Here is a 17438-nt window from a genome sequence, read left to right on the forward strand (position 1 = left end):
AGAGGCCCTGTCCGGCGTGAGACGTGCAATCATCCTCCTGAGGCGCAGGGCGATCAGCAGCATTCCAGTGCTGCTGATCGTGGTGATCTTCACCTTTTTCTTGCTTGAGTCAGCCTCGGGCGATGCCGTCGACGCCTATCTCGGCTCGATCGGCGGCGGCGATGCCGCACTGAGGCAGTCGCTGCGCCAGAGCTACGGCCTCGACCAATCGATGTTTGCCCGCCTCTGGCTCTATCTTTCCTCACTCGCACGCTTCGATCTCGGCTGGTCGGTCGCCTTCGGCCGGCCAGTCGGTACGCTCATTGCCGAACGCCTGCCCAATACGCTGCTCCTGATGGGCAGTGCGACGGCACTCTCCTTCGGCCTCGGCTCGGCGCTCGGCATCCTTGCCGGGGCGCGGCCGGGCAGCCTGCGGGACCGATTGCTGTCGATCGGCTCGCTGATCGTCTATGCCATTCCGAGCTTCTGGCTTGGCCTAGTGCTGAGCATCGCCTTTTCGGTGAAGCTGCGCTGGTTTCCCATCGCCGGCGTCGAGACAATCGCTTCCGGCAAGACGGGTTTTTCGCACGGGCTTGATATCGCCGATCATCTCGTTCTGCCGGTCGGCGCGCTGGCGCTGATCTATCTCGCCTTGTTCCTGCGGGTGATGCGCAGCGGCATGGCCGAGGCGTGGAAGCTGGATTTCGTGCTCTTCGCCCGCGCCAAGGGCCTGTCGCGCAGCCGCATTGTGCTGCGCCACGTGGCGCGCAATGCGCTGCTGCCGCTCGTCACCATGCTCGGGCTGCAATCGGCGGCCATGCTCGGCGGCAGCGTGGTGATCGAGAGCATCTTTGCGATCCCGGGTTTCGGGCGGCTGGCACAGGAGGCGGTCAACGGCCGCGACGCACCGCTGCTGATGGGCATCATCGTCACCAGCGCCGTCTTGGTCATCTCGGTCAATTTCCTCGTCGATCTCGTCTATGCCGCACTCGACCCGCGCATCGGCGCTTCGGAGGGCGGCGCATGAACTGGCTGCGGCGACTGCTGCGCACGCCGGAAGGTGCGGCAGGATTTGCAATCCTTTTCGTCCTGCTTTCGGCCGGGCTGCTCGCTCCCATCCTTTCATCGGGCGATCCGTTGAGGATCGCCGGCCGTGCGCTGCTGGCGCCGTTCACCGATCCGGCTTTTCCGCTCGGCACCGACCGGCTTGGTCGCGACGTGCTGGCGGGCCTGCTCTTTGGTGCCAGGACGTCGCTTGCCGTTGGCCTGGCGGCGGCGTTTGCGGCCATGGTGCTTGGGCTCTGCGTCGGCCTTGCGGCCGGTTTTGCCGGCGGGCTCGTCGACGAGGCGCTGATGCGGGTGGTCGACGCCTTCCAGATCGTGCCGGGCTTCCTGCTCGCTCTTGCGTTCGTCAGCACCATCGGCGTCTCGACGCCGGTGATCGTCCTTGCCATCGCACTCGGCACCTGGGCCGATCCGGCGCGGCTGACGAGGGCGCAGGTGCTTGCGATCCGTGAGCAGGATTATGTCGCCTCGGCAAGGGTGATCGGCATGCATCCGGCCGAGATCGCCTTCCGGGAAATCCTGCCGAACGCGCTGCCGCCGGTGCTGGCGCTTTCGGCCACCATCGTCGCCGGCGCGATCCTCACCGAAGCAGCGTTGTCCTTCCTAGGCCTGGGCAATCCCAATATCGCAACCTGGGGTTCGATGATTGCCGAGGGCCGCAGCGTGTTGCGTTCGGCGTCCTATCTCTCCGTCATACCGGGTGCGGCACTCGCCATCACCGTGCTCGGCGTCCATCTCTTCAGCGAAGGCCTCGGCAAGGTGCTCGGCGATGACGATGCGAGGGCGGCATGAGCATTTTCTGCAGCCTGCGACAGCTTTCGGTCACCTACGGGCGCGAGAGAAGCGGCGCGGCCGCGCTCGACGGTATCGACATCGATATCGCCGCCGGCGAAAGGCTGGCGATCATTGGCGAAAGCGGCTCCGGCAAGAGCACGCTCGCCCGTGCCCTTGCCGGTCTGCTGCCGGAGGGAGCGAAGGTCGGCGGCGAGATATTCTGGCCGGAGCTTGGGCATCCGCCCCGCCCCGGCCGCGATTTCGGCTTCGTCTTCCAGGATCCGGGCTCCAGTCTCAATCCCGTCCTGACGATCGGCGAGCAGATCGCCGAGGGCGCCAGGCGCCATCTCGGCCTCAGCTGGAAAGAGGCCTATGTCAGGGCCGAGGAGCTGCTTGGGCGGGTGCGGATACCCCAGCCTGACAAGGCGATGCGGGCCTTTCCGCATCAGCTTTCCGGTGGCCAGCGCCAGCGCGTGGCGATTGCCGCTGCCATCGCCGCGAGGCCTGCCCTGCTGATCGCCGACGAGGCGACGAGTGCGCTCGACGTCGTCGTTCAGGCCGAGATCGTCCGCCTGCTCGACGGGCTGGTGCGCGAGGACGGCATGACGCTTGTCTTCATCACCCACGACATCGCGCTTGCCTCCGGCTTCGTCGACCGCATGGCCGTTTTCCGCAATGCGAGACTGGTCGAGGCAGGGCCGGTCCGTTCGGTGCTTTCGGCGCCGAAAAGCGACTACACAGCCGCCCTTATCGCCAGCCATCGCGACCTCGCGACGCCGCCGCTGATCGCGGAGGTGCCGTCATGAACGACAGGCTGCTTTCCATCGAAAACCTGTCGAAAGGGTTTTCTTCTGCGGGACGCCGGATTGCTGCCCTCGATAATGTGTCGCTCACCATCGCGGCCGGGGAAACGCTCGGTCTCGTCGGCGCCTCCGGCAGTGGAAAATCGACGCTGTCGCGCATCCTGCTGCGGCTTCTCAGCGCCGATGCCGGCTCGATCCGTTTCGAGGGAGAGGATTGGCTCGCGCTGAACGGCGCGCCTTTGCGCCGCCGGCGGGCGCGTATGCAGATGGTGTTTCAGGACCCGCTTGCGGCCTTCAATCCGCTGGCGAGCGTCGGTGCGGTGCTCGACGATCCGCTTCGCATCCACGACATTGCGGCGAAAGGCCGGCGCCCGGGTGAGATCGCCACGCTGCTGGAGCGCGTCGGCCTCACCGCCGATCATGCCGCCCGGCCTGTGCGATCGCTCTCCGGCGGCCAGCGCCAGCGCGTGGCGATTGCGCGGGCGATTGCGACGCGGCCGTCGCTGCTGGTGCTCGACGAGGCGGTGTCGGCGCTCGATGTCACCGTGCGCGGCCGGATCCTCGAGCTCCTGGTCGATCTGCAGAAAGAACAGGGCATTGCCTGTCTGTTCATTTCGCACGATCTTGCCGTGGTCCGGGCCGTCTCCCACCGCATCGCCGTCATGGATGGTGGGCGGATTGTCGAGACCGGCCCGGCAGCGGCGGTCGTTGTCGCGCCGCAATCGGAGGCCGCCCGCGCGCTTATTGCCGCCGTCCCTCGTCTCGTGACCGATCCTTGCTGAAGGAAGTATCCATGTCCGATCTTGGTTGGAATCCCCTGCATGGCGTGCACTCCTATCCCGCGGAGCGCTACGCCGTCCTTGCCGACAGGATCGGCGGTATCTTGCGCAGCCGCAATGACATAGTGCTGATGCAGGCCGAGGCGGTGGTGGCGCTGGAGGCGGCGGCGGTCAGCCTTGGGCGCGCCGGTCTTTCAGCACTCAACATCATCACCGGGCCCTATGGCGGCTGGTTCGGTCAATGGCTGCGGCGGGGTGGCGCGGCGGTCGCCGATATCGTCGCCGAACCGGGCCTGCCGATCGAGATCGAAACAGTCGCCAAAGCGCTCCAGACGGGTCCGAAGATCGATGTTCTCGCGCTGGTGCACGCGGAATCCGCAAGCGGCCTTCTCAACCCCCTGCCCGAGATACTAGCACTTGCCCGGGCTCGCGGCATCGTCACGGTTGTCGACGCGGTCGCCTCAGTCGGCGGCCATCCGCTCGATGTCGACGGTCTCGGCATCGACATCGCCGTGATCGGCCCGCAGAAGGCGCTCTGCGGTCCGGCTGGCGTGTCCGCGCTTTCGGTCAGCGGCAGGGCCTGGGATCTGATGCTCAGTGACGGCGCACCGCGCGATTCGATCTTGTCTTTGGCCGATCTGAAGACTTGGGTCGATGGCGGCCGGCGTGGCCTGCCGGGAACACCGGCGCCGCTGGAATTCTTCGCGCTGGAGGCGGCGCTCGACCGCATCGAGGCTGAAGGCCTGGAGAATGTCGTCGCCCGCCATGCGCTGGCGGCATCGGCGACACGGGCGGGGCTTGCCGCACTCGGAGCCCCGGCCTGGGTGCCGGCAGTAAGAGCGTCGAACCTGGTCACGGCCGTGCCGGTGCCGGAGGCGCTGGCGCCTGCTGCGCTGATCGCAACTGCCGGGCAGCTCGGGGTTGAGCTGACCGAAGGCGTTGGAACCGCGCCGGTCCGTCTCGTGCGGCTGAACCACACGGGTTCGCGCGCCACATTCCAGACGGTGCTGTCGAATGTCGTGGCGTATGGCGCCGCCCTCAGGCAAGCAGGCCATCCCTCGGATATATCAGCCGCTTCGGAGGCAATATCCGCAGCCTACAGTCGATGAAAGCCATATTCGGCCCTTGATAATCATGGTTCATCAAGGCAGGAGAGTAGCAATCGTGGAGACTTGGTGCAGATGACAAGATTGCTGGATGCGCAGGGCCTGGAGATCTCACATGAGGGGCACCGCACCCGCCTGAAATGGCACCGGTTGCGCAAGCAATTTGCCGATCCGCTGTTCTCAGCCGAGGTTATGGCGGAGGGCTTTGCAGCAGGCGCCTCGATGGAGCTCGATCTGCGCGTACGTGCCGACGGCGGTTTCGTCGTGCTGCACGATGAGGATCTCGAAGGCGAGACGACAGGACATGGGTCGGTCGCCGAAAAGAGCATCGGCGACCTCGGCGATATCAGGATGCAAGAGGGCGACCGGCCGCTGATCCTCAGCGAGGATCTGGCTGCCATGATGCAATCGACGCATCCAGCCGCATTGCTGCAATTCGACATGAAGGACGACTACGAAGCCATCGGTGCCAGAGGCGTCGCGCATCTGGCAACGCATTTTAGGGATATCGCCGCCTCGGTGATCGTCAGCGCCGACAGTCTGGATCTCATCGTCGCGGTCAAGGAAAAACTTCCCCACCTCCTGCGCGGGATCGATTGTACAGACAAGCTCTACAATATCGGGCAGGCCCGAGGCTGGAAGGCGGTCGAGACGGAACTGCGCGCCGACCTCAGCGGCCCGACCGAGCCGGACACGATCTATCTCCACTGGCCGCTGATCCTGGATGCCGCCAATCAAGGTCTTGACCTGATCGCGCTCTGCCGGGATGAAGGCAAACGCGTCGATGCCTGGACCTTCACCTTGAAGGATCCGGAAGCCGGTTTCAGCGAACAGGAATGGCAAGGCTTTTCGGCGCTGATGGCTCTGAAGCCGGATCAGATTACCACCGACGAGGCGCCGGCGACCGAACGTGCCTGGCGCCGTCGCATGGCAGATTAACCGGCGGACATTGGAGCATGATGCCGAAAGGTGTGAGAGGCTTTCGAGACCCTAATTCTAGGTTTGTCGCCTGTTTTCTGCAGTTTGCATCATTTTAAACTTCTAGTGCTATCCGTAGCCAGCAGACAAATGTTGGTGTCCGATATGCAAGGTGTTGATGCCGAAACAAATACTCGACAAGCAAATTCCAGCTTACAGGAAGCGTGGCATCTTGGGTGTACAGGCCGTTCGCTTGAGGCACTCACACTGGCCGGCGAAATCCTTGTTGATGCCGAGGCGCGGGGCGACGATCGCCTCGCCGCGCAATGCGACACCGACATTGCATGGTACTGTTTTCAAATCGGCAAGGCCGAACTTGGACTGACTCATATCCGGCGGGCGGTAGACTTCTGGAAATTGAACGGGGAGCGCAAACAGGAAGCCTGCGCCCGGGCGTATTTCGGATGGTTGCTCTTGGAACTGGGATTGCCGGAGGAAGCGATCGAAGAAGCGACCCGAGCGTTGGATCTGGCCGACAAGACGGCAGACCCGAAAGCACAAAGCCTGGCGACCAACGTCATTGGAATTATCTTCTGGTACAACAAGCAGCCCGACCGGGCCATCTTGATGAGCGAGAGGTCCGTCGCAATCGCCAGATCGATCGGCAACAAGACCTATGAAGGCTGGTGGCTCATCAATCTCGGCGGCGCTCATTCGGAAGCCGGATATATCGCGGAGGCGCTCGGTCGGCCGGAGGAAGGACGCCAGATGCTGGTGAGAGCGCTGGAACTGACCGAACTGGCGCTCGACATCGCAACCGAGACCGGCGACGGCTGGGCTGCTCGCATCTGTCTCGGCAATAAAGCCGAGTTCCTCAGTCACCTGGGCGAACATGACGAGGCGCTCCAGTGCATGGTCCGCTACCGGCTATTTCAAGAGAACAGCTATATCAGGGACAGGCAGCAATATCTCTACACCCTGGGCCAGATCTACAACAATTCCGGAAGATTCGAAGAAGCCCTGTCGCCGCTGCTCGAGGCGATGGAGCTGATCGACGCAGGCGGCAGTTTCGATTCCTGTATCCTGATCTATCTCTATCTGTCGCAGGCCTATGAGGGGCTGGGACAGTTCGATCCGGCGCTGGCGGCGCATAAAAAATACCATCAAGCCTATTTGCGCAATAGTGCCGAAAAAACCCAGCAGCGCGCACGTCTCGCCGAAATCTACTATGAAACCAAGCGGTTTAAAGAAGTTGCCGAAACGGAGTCGAAGCGCGCAGAAACGCTGGAGGCCTCCTATCAGAAATTGCAGGAGCAAACCGATATCCTTGCCAGTGCCGTCTATCTGGACGTACTGACCGGGCTCTATAACCGCAAATATCTCGACAGCCGCTTCAAAGAGTTGACATCTGAGAAGCGCCCATATTCCATCGCGATGCTGGATGTCGACCACTTCAAGTCGATCAACGACAACTTCTCTCACATGATCGGCGACCGGGTCCTGGGTGCCATTGGAACTATATTGCGCAGCCAGTTGCGCATTACCGATCAGGCAATTCGCTTTGGCGGCGAGGAGTTCGTCGTCCTGTTCGCCGGCGCTCCCCGAGGCGCCGCAGATCTCTGTGAGAGGCTGCGTTTAGCCATTGAACGATGGGACTGGTCCGAGATCTGCAACGGGCTGCACGTCACGATCAGCATTGGGCTCGCCAGTACCCTGTCTGCCAAGTCTCCGAACGATATTTTGGCGATCGCCGATCAGAATCTCTACGCGGCGAAAAAGACCGGTCGCAATCGCATTGTTTCGTAGCGCTCTCAGCTCCAATCGGGTGTCGCGTCTGTGGCAATGGTGTGTCTATAGCCCCTCGATGTCGAGGATAAAGGCGAATTCGCCGGCAAGCCCCGGCGAGTGGGCGATGACAGGCCCGCCCTGCGCAAGCAGCCTGTCGACCGGCGGCATCACCACCATCGCGCCGCCCTCCTCGGCGATGAGTGCCCCGGCCAGCATGTCCCAGGCATTGAGGTGGCGTTCATAGTAGAGATCGGCGGCACCCTCGGCGACGCGGACGAGGTCGATGGCGGCAGCACCCATGCGGCGATAATCCATGCCCCGTTCATGGAGCCGCCGCGAGAGCGCGAGATGGTCGTCGAAGCTCGTCTTGCGGGAATGGCCGAGAATGACAAGGGCATTGGCCGGATCGACGGTCGCAGCCGCATGGACCGGAATCCCGTCCTTGAAGGCGCCACCGCCGCGCACTGCGTGAAAGACCTTGTCTCCGGCGGCGTCGTAAACCACGCCGATCTCCACCTTTCCGCCGACGACGAAGGCGATCGAGACGCCCCAGTGCCGGAAGCCCCTGATATAGTTGGTCGTGCCGTCGATCGGATCGACGACCCAGGTGCCGCCCTTACCCGATCGCCCGCCGCTCTCTTCGCCCATGAACGTATCATCGGGAAAGCGCGAGAGCAGGCCGTCGCGGATTGCCTGCTCGGCCCTCCTGTCGGCGATGGTGACGAAATCCTGCAATCCCTTGTTCTCGACGGTGAGCGAGCCGGAGTCGGAATCGTGCCGAAACCGGGCGGTTTCCCGCCCGACTTCGAGAGCAACGGTGATCGCGACCTCCGCCCGTGCACGGATGGCGGCGGGATCGAATGCGGCATTCATCAGGCAGTCCTTCTTCTGATCAGTGTCACTGGCGTAAATTCGACACGCGCCGTCAGGTCCGGCTCGACAATCCGGCTCATCAGCAGGTCGACCGTCTTTTCGGCCTGGACGTCGCAGGGTTGGCGGATGGTCGTGAGATCATAGGCGGTCCAGCTCGCCTGAGGAATGTCGTCATGGCCGATGATGGAGAGCGGCGGCGCATCATCGCGGCCGCGACCCTGCATGACCCGGTCGATGACGCCGCAGGCCATGTAATCATTGGCGCAAAACAGTCCGTCGATGCCGGATGCGGCAAGTTCAGCAGCCGCATCATAGCCGCTTCGGTAGTCGTTGATCCTGACCTGCACGAACTCGGCCTCGACGCCGAGCTGCTTGCATCGCGCAATGAAGGCCTCGCTGCGTCGCCGCGCCGTATAGGATATGGCAGGTGCGGCCATCACGGCGGGCCTTTGCACGCCGCTGTCGATCAGGTGGGTTGCGGCGAGATGGCCGGCCATACAATCATCGGAGAGGATGCGGTCTACGAAGGGGATGTCGTTGCCCTTGTTAATCAGCACGATCGGCACGCCCTCGGCCGCGCATTGCTCGCAGATCTCGGTCGGCGGGGCATCCGAGGTGACGATAACGCCTGATACGGCGTAATGCAGCAGTTGGCCGATGACCGTCGAAGTATCGGCCTCCGGCGAGGTTGGCAGCAGGATGGGGCGGAAATTGCGGGCGAGCAGCACTCTTGCCAGATTCTCGATCTGCAGCGTGCGGAACGGATTGTCGAGGCCGGCCGCGACGAGGCCGACGAGATCGGAGCGTTTGTTGGTCAGGCTTCTGGCAAGATAGTTCACCCGGTAGCCGAGCTCCTTGGCGGCTTGGTAGACTTTTTCGCGCGTCTTCGGCGAGACGCTGGCATCCGGCGTGAAGGCGCGCGACACGGCAGCGCGCGAGACGCCCGCCACGCGCGCCACGTCGAAGGAGGTTACCTTGCGCGGTCCCTTATCCCTGTCTGCCAACTGCTTTTTCCCTGCCTGCCGGTGGCCGCATCAGATCGGGCAGATCCGTGCAGATGCCGAGAACCGGAAGCTTCATGATATCAGCGAGGATGGCCGGCCGTTCCTCGTGCCAAAGCACGATCTCGCGGCCTTCCTCGAAGGCGCGACGCATCAACGCGTCGGTCACCAGATCCTGCGGACGCTCGCCTGCCCTCTCCCAGCACAGATGGAGGATATCGGCCCCGGCCTCGTCGCCGAGCGCATGCGGATCGTGGCCGACACGGATCAGCACGGAAAGCGGAAAATCGCAGGCGGCGTCGCGGAGTTCGCGCACCTGAGCCGTATCGAAGGAACCGAGACAGGCGAAACGCTGGTTCATCTCGGCAAGGTGCTGCCAGCAGTGCAGGCCTGTCCCGGGCGCCTTCAGCTCGACATAGAGGCCGCTCCCGGTCTCGCGGCCGAGCGCGGCCACCTCCGAAAAACTCGGCACGTCGACGCCGTCGAGCTCGGCAAGCTCCGCAGCCGTCATCTCGGAAATGCGGCGGTCGATGCCGAAGACGCGCTCGAGGTGGTCGTCATGCGAGACGACGACCACGCCGTCCTTGGTCAACTGCGTGTCGAGCTCCCACATCTCAGCCCCGAGTTCGGCGGCGCGGCGGAAGGCGGTGATGGTGTTTTCACGTTCATGGCCGCTGGCGCCGCGATGGCCGATGCAGAAGGGAAGCTGGCCCTTGCCCGACGGCCAGCCATAACGCTCGAAAAATGCCGAGAAATCGCGGGGCATCAGAGCCTCCTGCCGTTTTCGTCGAAGACGAAGACGCCGCGGCTGTCGATCGCCCAGCGGACGTCGTCGCCGACGTGGATATCACTGCGTACCGGCTGGATGGAGCGCAGCAGTGGTCCGCCGGCAAGAGCCACGTCGTAGAGGTTCTCGCGACCCTGTGTCTCGGCAAAGGTGACCTTGCCCGCCACGGCGATGTCGCCTGCCGGCGTAAAATGCTCCGGCCGGACGCCGAGCATCAGCTTGGTGCCCTCGGCGGCGCCGATTGTATCCGGCAGCGGCACGCGGATCTCGCTTTGCGGGATTGTGAAGGCGCCCTTGTCCACGACGCCGCGCAGGAAGGTGATCGGCGGATTGCCGAGAAAGCCGGCGACGAAAGCCGTCTTCGGATCGTTGTACATTTCGGCCGGCGTGGCGATCTGGACGATCTCGCCTTCCTTCATGATGGCGATGCGGTCACACATGCTCATCGCCTCCACCTGGTCGTGGGTGACGAGAATGGCGGTGATGCCGGTTTCGCGCTGCAGGCGGCGGATTTCCGATCGCATTTCGAGGCGCAGCTTGGCGTCGAGATTGGCGAGCGGCTCGTCGAGCAGCAGCACATCCGGCTTGCGGATCAGCGCCCGCGCCAGGGCCACGCGCTGCTGCTGGCCGCCGGAAAGCTCAGCTGGCCGGCGGCCCATCAGGTTGCCGATGTGAACGAGAGTGGCGATGCGGTCGACTTCCTTGCGGATTTCGGCGGCCGCTATGCCCTTCACCTTCAGCGGAAAGCCGATGTTCTCGGCAACCGTCATGTGCGGATAGAGCGCATAGGATTGGAAGACGACGCCGACATTGCGGACCTGGCTGGGCAGGTCCGTGACGTCGCGGTCGCCGAAGAGGATGCGCCCGCCGCTTGGCCGATGGATGCCGCAGACGGAAAACAGCGTCGTCGATTTGCCGCAGCCGGAAGGGCCGAGCAGCGCCAGCATTTCGCCGTTGCCCACTTCAAGCGTCATGTTCTCGATGACTTTGGTGGAGCCGAAGCTCTTCGAAAAATTGTCGAGGAGGATGCGCATCAGCCTTTGCTCCCGCCGCCGTAGATGTTCATGAGATATTTGTTGAAGAGCGCGTAAACGATCAGCACCGGAACGAGGTAGAAGACGCCGACCGCTTTGAACATGTTGAAGTCATAGTTGTTGTCGTCGGCGAGGAAGGCCGCGAGATAGACCGAAAGCACCTGCACCTGGTTACCAGGCGCCAGCACCTGCGGCAGGATGAATTCACCCCAGCCGGAGAGGAAAGAAAACAGGCCGAGCGCCATGATGCCGGGCTTGACCTGCGGCAGCACGAGGCTGCGCCAGACCCGGAAGCGCGAGGCGCCGTCGACGACGCCGGCCATCTCGATTTCCCAGGGCACTGTGTCGTAGAAGCCCTTCATCAGCCAGATGCCGAGCGGCAGGTCGATCGCCGCCTTCACCAGGATGACGCCGATCAGCGAATTGTAGAGGCCGATCATCTGCAGCACGATGAAGATGGCGATGATCAGCGTCACCGACGGAAAGGCATGCAGCACCATGACGCCGGCAAGGAAGAAGCCGCGCGCCGGGACGTTCAGCCGTGACAGCACGTAGCCCGCCATCGACGAGACGATAAGCACGAGACTGGTGGTGCAGGCAGCAAAGAGCAGCGTATTCACAGTCACCTGCCAGATGTTCGCCTTGCCCTCTGTCGTCTGCCACAGGAAGCGCCAGTGCTGGAGCGTCAAGCCCGAAGGCAGCAGCGCATCGGCCTGCTTGACCGTCACGGTGTCGAGGAAGAGATAAACATACATCAGGAGCAGCGGCAGGCTGACGATGGTCAGCGCCGATATGACAGGCCAGCTGCGGTAATTTGCCGAGGGCTGCGATCGTTCGGCCATGGTCAATCCTCGATCAAGGGCTTGGCGACAAGCGTGCCGTAGTTGAAGACGCGCAGATAGAGGAGCGACAGCATCACGCCGATGACGACGAGCACCAATGCCATGGCCGCACCCAACCCGTATTCGAGGTTGCCGGCATAATTTCTCAGCGCCGTGTGATAGGCGGAGAGCGCCCAGACCTCGGTCGCGTTGCCCGGTCCGCCATTGGTGGCAAGCAGGATTTCATTGAAGGAGGCAAGCAGCGACAAGGTCTGATAGCAGGTGACGAAGAGGATCGGCCAACGCATCTGCGGCAGGACAATGTAGCGGATCTGTTGCCAGCGCGAGGCGCCATCGACCTCGCTCGCATAGAACTGGCTCTTCGGAATGGCCTTCATCGCCGAGGAGAACACCAGCATGCCCATCGAGGCGCCGATGAAGCCGTTGATCAACACGACGAAGAGCCAAGCGTTATAAGCGTTATCGAGAAGATAGTTCTTCGGCGGATAACCGAACTTTCCCATCAAGATAGAGATGAATCCGCTGTCCCAGGCGAGCCACTTCCACAACAGGACGTATATGACGACGGGCGTGATGCGCGGCAGGAGCCAGATGCCGCGGAAGATAGAGGCAGGCGTCGGCCGCATGTAATGCGTCAGGATGGCGAGCAGCAGCGCATAACCGACATTGAAGAGCATCAGCACCAGCGCAACGTAGAGCACTGTATTGAAAAGCACACGTGCCATATCGGGCGACGTGGCCATGCGTGAGAAATTGTCGGTGGTCCAGGTCCAGCCGGTATAGGTGACCCTGGCGACGGTTTCCTTCTGTTCCGGTGTCAGCTTGAATCCCAGACTGTCCAGTGCCGAAAAGAGCTGCTCCTTGCTGTCGAAGCGGGTGTTGAGGACGGAGCGGTTGAACTGTTCGGAGATCTGCTTGACCTCGCGTGTCGAAGGTCTCTCGGCAAGATCCTTGATCATGCGCTCGACGTCGCGGCGCACCGTGAACACCTCACCTGCATGTTTGGCGCGCAACTCCGTGGCAATCCCAGGCGCAAGCCCGAGAGCCTCGACGGCTTTGAGGCCCGTTTCATCGATCGTGTAGCGCGGTTCGGCCATTTCGGCGGCAATGTCTGGTAATGCCGATTTCAGCGCGATCAGGGAGTTGGGCGCGATCTGGTAGACACCGCCGGAAATACCCGTCGCCGTCGTCATGCTGGTCATCGAAAAGACCGCCGTCAGAACGACCGGCATCAGGAAGAAGAGGATGATCATGATCGCGGCAGGCGCGATCATCACCAGTCCGAGCGCTCTGGACGATTTCATGAAAGCCCTCTCATCGCGGACCGACCGGGCGGCGATGTTGCCGCCGCCCGGAAGAGTGCTTCGATCTTAGCGGATGACGATCTTGTCGCCGAGCGTGCTCTTCAGCTCGCTCTCTGCATCACTGACCGCGGCGTCTACGGTCTTGGCGCCGGTCCAGGATGCCTCGAGGTTCTTCCACATGATGTTCCAATATTTGCCGAAATCGGAATTGTTGGGCATCGCATTGGCATGCGGCAGCAGGCGCTCGGTGGCTTCACGTGTCCAGCGGTCGGCCGAGTAGAAGTCGACGGTGGATTCCGACTTGGAGATGCCGAGATGGGCTGATTTGACCGCATGCAGCGCGTTGGTGCGCGGCTCGGAGGCGATCTTGACCAGCTGGGCGGCAATCTCGGTGTCTTCCTGGTCGTGACCTGCGGTCAGCAGGTAGACGAGCGGATGGGTCAGCGTATTGGCCTTGCCGCCTTCGCCGGCGGGGATCAGCGTGAAGATCACGTTGCCGAAGAAATCCTTCAGGCCTTCCTGGTTGACGAGGCGGGCATAGTGCCATGTGCCGCCGTCCCAGATGCCGGCCTTGCCGGTGGCGACTTCCTTCCACCACTGGTCGCCCGGCATGCCGATGTGGTTCTTCTTGGTGACGCCTGCCTTCACGGCATCGGCGAAGAACTGATAGGTGCGGGTCATCGCCGCCTTGTCGAAAACGAGCTTGCCGCCTTCTTCCATCGTGCCGCCGAAGCTGGTGTAGAATTGCCAGTAATCAGGGCCGTTGCTGGTACGCGGATAAAAACCGTAGCCGGCCTGGACGAGACCCTTGTCCTGCATCTTCTTGGCGTCTTCGAGCAGGTTCTTCATGGTGTACTTGCCGTCCTGGACGTTCTGCGGCAGCGCGTCCAGATCGGCATCGCTGTAACCGATCGCCTTCATGTAAGGCTTCCAGAAGAACATCGGGCGGGATTCAGCGTCCTGCGGGATACCGTAGACGGTGCCGTTATAGGACGCGATCTTCAACAGGTTTTCATAGATGTCGCTGAGCGGCCATGAGTCGAGATCGACATAATCTTCGATCGGAACGATGAGGCCCGCCTGCGACCAGGGCGCGATGTCTTCATGGCCGCTGACGACGATATTCGGGGCGGTCTTGGCTTCGGCGGCAAGGGTCAGCGCCTGCTTGAAGTCCTCCCAGGCCGAATAGGGCTTCTTCTCGACGGTGATCTTCAGGTCTTCGCCCTTGAGAGCAGCTTCGCGCTGCAGCTCCTGGGCTGCGATCTCGATCGCGTCGAGGCGATAAACGTCGTTCGGGCCGGTGCCGCCGGCCCAGACGCTGATGTGGACGTCCTTGGCGAGTGCAATTGCGGAGGTCGAGGCCAGGATGGCGGCTGCGACGGCAAGCGATTTCAGTGTCGGCAAAATGGTCATCTTCTTCGTCTCCCTAGAAGAGCAGTGTGAGGCCTCTTGACGGGTCATCACTGTTGCGTGACGGCCGTTCCGAAAACCCCACGAAACGTGGCGTATCCCGCTCTAGGGGTTGAACGTAACGGCCGAATGACAAAATTGAGCACGTGTGCAAAAATATTATGACGATGTCCGCGCGAGTTGCAAGCGGCGGTTTTCGACAGGCGTCTTTTACGCTTCAAATTGCGTGTTTCCTGGTCTAGCATCCGAACTATGAGCCTTGAATCCGTCCGCGCCTTCCTCGGCGCCCATGCACCCGATCTCGAAATCATCGAAACGCCCGGAAGCTCCTCGACGGTGGCGCTTGCCGCCGAAGCCCACGGCGTCGAACCCGCGCAGATCGCCAAGACGATTTGCCTACGCGTCGGCGAGCAGATGATGCTGGTCGTAGCCGGCGGCACGGCAAGGCTCGACAATCGCAAGTTCAAGGACACCTTTGGCGCCAAGGGGCGCATGCTCGGCGCCGAAGAGGTCGTGGCGATCACCAGCCATCCGGTCGGCGGCGTCTGCCCCTTCGGCCTGCCTTCGCCGCTGCCCATCTATTGCGACATCTCGCTGAAACGCTTCGATGAAGTCGTGCCGGCGGCCGGCTCGACGAACTCGGCCGTGCGGATCGAAACTGGGCGGTTGGCCGAGCTGACCGGCGCCAGTTGGGTCGACGTCTGCCAGTAACGCAGCCGAAGAACTTCACACGGGGGAAAGACTACCTATATTAGGTCCCGACATGCCGTGATTGTGCATGACAGGAGATCAGGAATGCCGAGTGCCGTTTCGCGTTTTGCCAAGATCGCGGCAATTGCCGCACTGACGAGCGCCACCGTTTTTGCTTCCCTCGACGATGCCGAGGCGCGCCGCGCCGGCAGCTTCGGTTTCGGAAGCCGCGGCACGCGCACCTTTCAGGCGCCGCCTGTCACCCGCACCGCACCTGCCCCCACAGCGCCGATCGAACGGTCGATGACGCCACGTCCGCAGACCACGGCACCTGCTACCGCTCAGCAGCCTTTCGGCGCTCAGCGCCCCGGTTTCTTCGGCGGCTTCGGCCGCTCGATGATCGGCGGTCTGATTGCCGGTGGCCTTCTCGGCATGCTGCTCGGCCACGGTTTCGGCGGCGGCTTCGGCTTCCTCGGCATGTTGCTGCAGATCGCATTGATCGGCGGCGCCGTCATGCTCGCCATGCGTTATTTCGCCAATCGCCGCCAGCCTTCCTACGGCGTTGGCGGCCGGAGCCAGTCCTATAGCATGTCGCCCGCCAACAATTCGTCTTTCCAGATCCCGGCGATCGGTTCGGGTGCTGGTTCCCTCCAGTCCTCGCGCGGCAACCGCTCCAACGACGAGATCGGATTGGCGAAGACCGATCTCGACAAGTTCGAGGAACTGCTGACCCAGGTTCAGACCGCTTACGGCGCGGAGGATTACGGCACGCTGCGCAGGCTGACGACACCCGAAGCGATGTCCTATCTTGCCGAGGAACTCGGCGAAAACGCCACCAACGGCGTGCGCAACCGCGTCTCCGACGTCAAGCTGCTGCAGGGTGACATTGCCGAAGCTTGGCGCGAAGATGGCCAGGAATATGCAACGCTTGCCATGCGCTATTCCTCGATCGATGCCATGGTCGAACGCGACACCGGCCGCGTCGTTTCAGGCGACGACCGCCGCCCGAGCGAAAGCACCGAGGTGTGGACCTTTGTGCGTAAGCCGGGCGCCGACTGGAAGCTTGCCGCCATCCAGGGCACCGAGCAGCGCGCCGCCTAGCGCGGTGCGCCAAATTGGCCTTCCCTTAATTCACCACGACAGGCTTGGAGCGCATGCGGGAAACCGTTTCGCGCTCCGCCCGCTTGCAGCGCATCGGCGGCAGGCCGCGGTCCATCAGGTCCATATCTTCGAGCACCATGTCGCCCATCTTCTTGAAGGCGCTGTCGAGCGCACCGGCCCGGTGCGCCGAGCGGAGGAAGCCATTCAGATTGCGCACCGGATGGCCGGGCGGCAACGGTTCTTCAGGGTAGACATCGCTCGCCGCCACGATATGGCCTGACGAGACGGCCGCCATCAGCGCATCAAAATCGACGACATCGGCGCGGCTGAGCAGGATGAAGGCGGCGCCCCGGCGCATGCTGGCGAAGGCCTCGGTGCCGAGAAATTTGCTGTTTTCGCTGGTGACGGCGGCAGCGACGAAAATGAAATCGCTCTTTGTCAGGACGTCCTGAAGGCTTGCGGGCTCGACGCCGCTTTCCTCGATGATCGAGCGCGGCAGCCAGGGATCGAACACCCGGATGCGCGCCCTGAAGCCGGACAGAACCCGGCGCAGCGCTTTGCCGAGATCGCCGAAGCCGACGATGCCGATCTCGGAGCCGGCGATCAGCCGCGCGCTTGCATTCCCCTCGCCGCCCCAGAGTTCCGTGCCCTGGCGGAAAGCGACATCCGCGTCGACGATGCCGCGCGCTAGAGCCAGCGCGAAACCGAGGCCGATTTCGGCGACCGGCTCGGCAAAGACCTGTCCTGTGGTAACGACATGGATGCCGCGCTGGAAGAGCACCTCGTAAGGCATGTTGTTGAGAAGATTGCTTTCGACGTTGAGGATCGAGCGCAAGGCCGGCATTCTGGCCAGCGTTTCGGCCGAAAGCGGCGGCTGGCCGATGATGTAGCGCGCGATTCCGAGGATCTCGTCGCCGAGTCCGGCGACATTCTCGGGATCGGCCTCGACGATCTCGTATTTCGCATGCAGTTCGGCGCGCGCCTTGTCGCTGAAGATCAGATCGAGCGTGCGCGGCTCGGGCGCGCTGATCGCCAGCGGCCGTTCAGTATTCGTCATTGGTGTCTCCTCCATCGCAGCGATTTGCACCGTCATCGCCGGACAATTGATAGACCCTGCGGGGGACGGTTTCCAGTTCGATCTTGTGGCGCGAGGCGCTGAGAGGAGCTATCGAAAGCGGCATCTG

The 17438-nt window shown here is 62.8% G+C and carries 17 protein-coding genes; 9 read left to right on the forward strand and 8 right to left on the reverse strand.

Features of this window, described 5'->3' with window-relative positions:
- Positions 1-16 precede the first annotated feature (16 nt).
- From N1937_RS27580 to N1937_RS27610, 7 genes are all read left to right on the forward strand, one after another.
- Positions 17-1006 carry an ABC transporter permease gene (locus N1937_RS27580; RefSeq protein WP_260060163.1) on the forward strand — a complete coding sequence of 330 codons (990 nt, stop codon included), beginning with the start codon at positions 17-19 and terminating at the stop codon, positions 1004-1006.
- Positions 1003-1836, forward strand: coding sequence for an ABC transporter permease (locus N1937_RS27585; RefSeq protein WP_170278427.1), 834 nt, complete (start codon positions 1003-1005; stop codon positions 1834-1836). Before N1937_RS27580 ends, N1937_RS27585 begins: the two co-directional genes overlap by 4 nt.
- Entirely contained in the window at positions 1833-2624 is a 792-nt protein-coding gene (locus tag N1937_RS27590) for an ABC transporter ATP-binding protein (protein ID WP_260060164.1), read from the forward strand. Before N1937_RS27585 ends, N1937_RS27590 begins: the two co-directional genes overlap by 4 nt.
- Complete coding sequence (locus N1937_RS27595; RefSeq protein ID WP_260060165.1) at positions 2621-3403, forward strand: ABC transporter ATP-binding protein; 783 nt, start codon at positions 2621-2623, stop codon at positions 3401-3403. The genes N1937_RS27590 and N1937_RS27595 overlap by 4 nt, the downstream gene beginning before the upstream one ends.
- Positions 3404-3414: 11 nt before the next feature.
- Entirely contained in the window at positions 3415-4509 is a 1095-nt protein-coding gene (locus tag N1937_RS27600) for a pyridoxal-phosphate-dependent aminotransferase family protein (protein ID WP_170256884.1), read from the forward strand.
- A gap of 72 nt (positions 4510-4581) precedes the next feature.
- Positions 4582-5445, forward strand: a complete 864-nt coding sequence (locus N1937_RS27605) for a glycerophosphodiester phosphodiesterase (protein WP_260060166.1) — start codon at positions 4582-4584, stop codon at positions 5443-5445.
- Between the two features lie 129 nt (positions 5446-5574).
- The gene (locus tag N1937_RS27610) at positions 5575-7230 is read left to right on the forward strand and encodes a GGDEF domain-containing protein (RefSeq protein WP_260060167.1); all 1656 of its coding nucleotides are present in this window, start codon (positions 5575-5577) and stop codon (positions 7228-7230) included.
- Positions 7231-7275: 45 nt separating this feature from the next.
- Here the strand turns inward: N1937_RS27610 and N1937_RS27615 are convergent, their stop codons facing one another.
- The 7 genes from N1937_RS27615 to N1937_RS27645 form a co-directional block, all read right to left on the reverse strand.
- Positions 7276-8085, reverse strand: coding sequence for an inositol monophosphatase family protein (locus tag N1937_RS27615; RefSeq protein WP_170256881.1), 810 nt, complete (start codon positions 8083-8085; stop codon positions 7276-7278).
- Positions 8085-9089, reverse strand: coding sequence for a LacI family DNA-binding transcriptional regulator (locus N1937_RS27620; protein WP_170256880.1), 1005 nt, complete (start codon positions 9087-9089; stop codon positions 8085-8087). The genes N1937_RS27615 and N1937_RS27620 overlap by 1 nt, the downstream gene beginning before the upstream one ends.
- Positions 9073-9852, reverse strand: coding sequence for a glycerophosphodiester phosphodiesterase (locus N1937_RS27625; RefSeq protein WP_260060169.1), 780 nt, complete (start codon positions 9850-9852; stop codon positions 9073-9075). Before N1937_RS27625 ends, N1937_RS27620 begins: the two co-directional genes overlap by 17 nt.
- Positions 9852-10907, reverse strand: coding sequence for an ABC transporter ATP-binding protein (locus N1937_RS27630; protein WP_260060170.1), 1056 nt, complete (start codon positions 10905-10907; stop codon positions 9852-9854). The genes N1937_RS27625 and N1937_RS27630 overlap by 1 nt, the downstream gene beginning before the upstream one ends.
- Complete coding sequence (locus N1937_RS27635; RefSeq protein WP_162116709.1) at positions 10907-11749, reverse strand: carbohydrate ABC transporter permease; 843 nt, start codon at positions 11747-11749, stop codon at positions 10907-10909. The genes N1937_RS27630 and N1937_RS27635 overlap by 1 nt, the downstream gene beginning before the upstream one ends.
- A 2-nt stretch (positions 11750-11751) precedes the next feature.
- A complete protein-coding gene (locus N1937_RS27640) occupies positions 11752-13053 on the reverse strand; it encodes a carbohydrate ABC transporter permease (RefSeq protein WP_260060171.1) in 1302 nt (433 codons plus the stop codon).
- Positions 13054-13119: 66 nt separating this feature from the next.
- Complete coding sequence (locus N1937_RS27645; protein ID WP_260060172.1) at positions 13120-14466, reverse strand: extracellular solute-binding protein; 1347 nt, start codon at positions 14464-14466, stop codon at positions 13120-13122.
- A 249-nt stretch (positions 14467-14715) separates the two neighbouring features.
- On the opposite strand from N1937_RS27645, the gene N1937_RS27650 reads away from it, so the two are divergent.
- A complete protein-coding gene (locus tag N1937_RS27650; protein ID WP_170256875.1) occupies positions 14716-15174 on the forward strand; it encodes a YbaK/EbsC family protein in 459 nt (152 codons plus the stop codon).
- Positions 15175-15258: 84 nt separating this feature from the next.
- Complete coding sequence (locus N1937_RS27655; RefSeq protein WP_260060173.1) at positions 15259-16254, forward strand: Tim44 domain-containing protein; 996 nt, start codon at positions 15259-15261, stop codon at positions 16252-16254.
- 25 nt (positions 16255-16279) lie between these two features.
- On the opposite strand, the gene N1937_RS27660 is transcribed toward N1937_RS27655, so the two are convergent.
- Entirely contained in the window at positions 16280-17311 is a 1032-nt protein-coding gene (locus N1937_RS27660; RefSeq protein ID WP_170256873.1) for a hydroxyacid dehydrogenase, read from the reverse strand.
- Between the last annotated feature and the right edge of the window lie 127 nt (positions 17312-17438).

The sequence above is a fragment of the Rhizobium sp. WSM4643 genome (assembly GCF_025152745.1).
Taxonomy (GTDB): Bacteria; Pseudomonadota; Alphaproteobacteria; order Rhizobiales; family Rhizobiaceae; genus Rhizobium; species Rhizobium leguminosarum_I.

Excerpts from the sequence above, each read along its gene's own strand:
- N1937_RS27595 (WP_260060165.1), top strand. The coding sequence starts at position 2,621 with ATGAACGACAGGCTGCTTTCCATCGAAAACCTGTCGAAAGGGTTTTCT.
- N1937_RS27585 (WP_170278427.1), top strand. The coding sequence starts at position 1,003 with ATGAACTGGCTGCGGCGACTGCTGCGCACGCCGGAAGGTGCGGCAGGA.
- N1937_RS27645 (WP_260060172.1), bottom strand. The coding sequence starts at position 14,466 with ATGACCATTTTGCCGACACTGAAATCGCTTGCCGTCGCAGCCGCCATC.
- N1937_RS27640 (WP_260060171.1), bottom strand. The coding sequence starts at position 13,053 with ATGAAATCGTCCAGAGCGCTCGGACTGGTGATGATCGCGCCTGCCGCG.
- N1937_RS27590 (WP_260060164.1), top strand. The coding sequence starts at position 1,833 with ATGAGCATTTTCTGCAGCCTGCGACAGCTTTCGGTCACCTACGGGCGC.
- N1937_RS27605 (WP_260060166.1), top strand. The coding sequence starts at position 4,582 with ATGACAAGATTGCTGGATGCGCAGGGCCTGGAGATCTCACATGAGGGG.
- N1937_RS27660 (WP_170256873.1), bottom strand. The coding sequence starts at position 17,311 with ATGACGAATACTGAACGGCCGCTGGCGATCAGCGCGCCCGAGCCGCGC.
- N1937_RS27655 (WP_260060173.1), top strand. The coding sequence starts at position 15,259 with ATGCCGAGTGCCGTTTCGCGTTTTGCCAAGATCGCGGCAATTGCCGCA.
- N1937_RS27630 (WP_260060170.1), bottom strand. The coding sequence starts at position 10,907 with ATGCGCATCCTCCTCGACAATTTTTCGAAGAGCTTCGGCTCCACCAAA.
- N1937_RS27600 (WP_170256884.1), top strand. The coding sequence starts at position 3,415 with ATGTCCGATCTTGGTTGGAATCCCCTGCATGGCGTGCACTCCTATCCC.
- N1937_RS27615 (WP_170256881.1), bottom strand. The coding sequence starts at position 8,085 with ATGAATGCCGCATTCGATCCCGCCGCCATCCGTGCACGGGCGGAGGTC.
- N1937_RS27650 (WP_170256875.1), top strand. The coding sequence starts at position 14,716 with ATGAGCCTTGAATCCGTCCGCGCCTTCCTCGGCGCCCATGCACCCGAT.
- N1937_RS27635 (WP_162116709.1), bottom strand. The coding sequence starts at position 11,749 with ATGGCCGAACGATCGCAGCCCTCGGCAAATTACCGCAGCTGGCCTGTC.
- N1937_RS27625 (WP_260060169.1), bottom strand. The coding sequence starts at position 9,852 with ATGCCCCGCGATTTCTCGGCATTTTTCGAGCGTTATGGCTGGCCGTCG.
- N1937_RS27610 (WP_260060167.1), top strand. The coding sequence starts at position 5,575 with ATGTTGGTGTCCGATATGCAAGGTGTTGATGCCGAAACAAATACTCGA.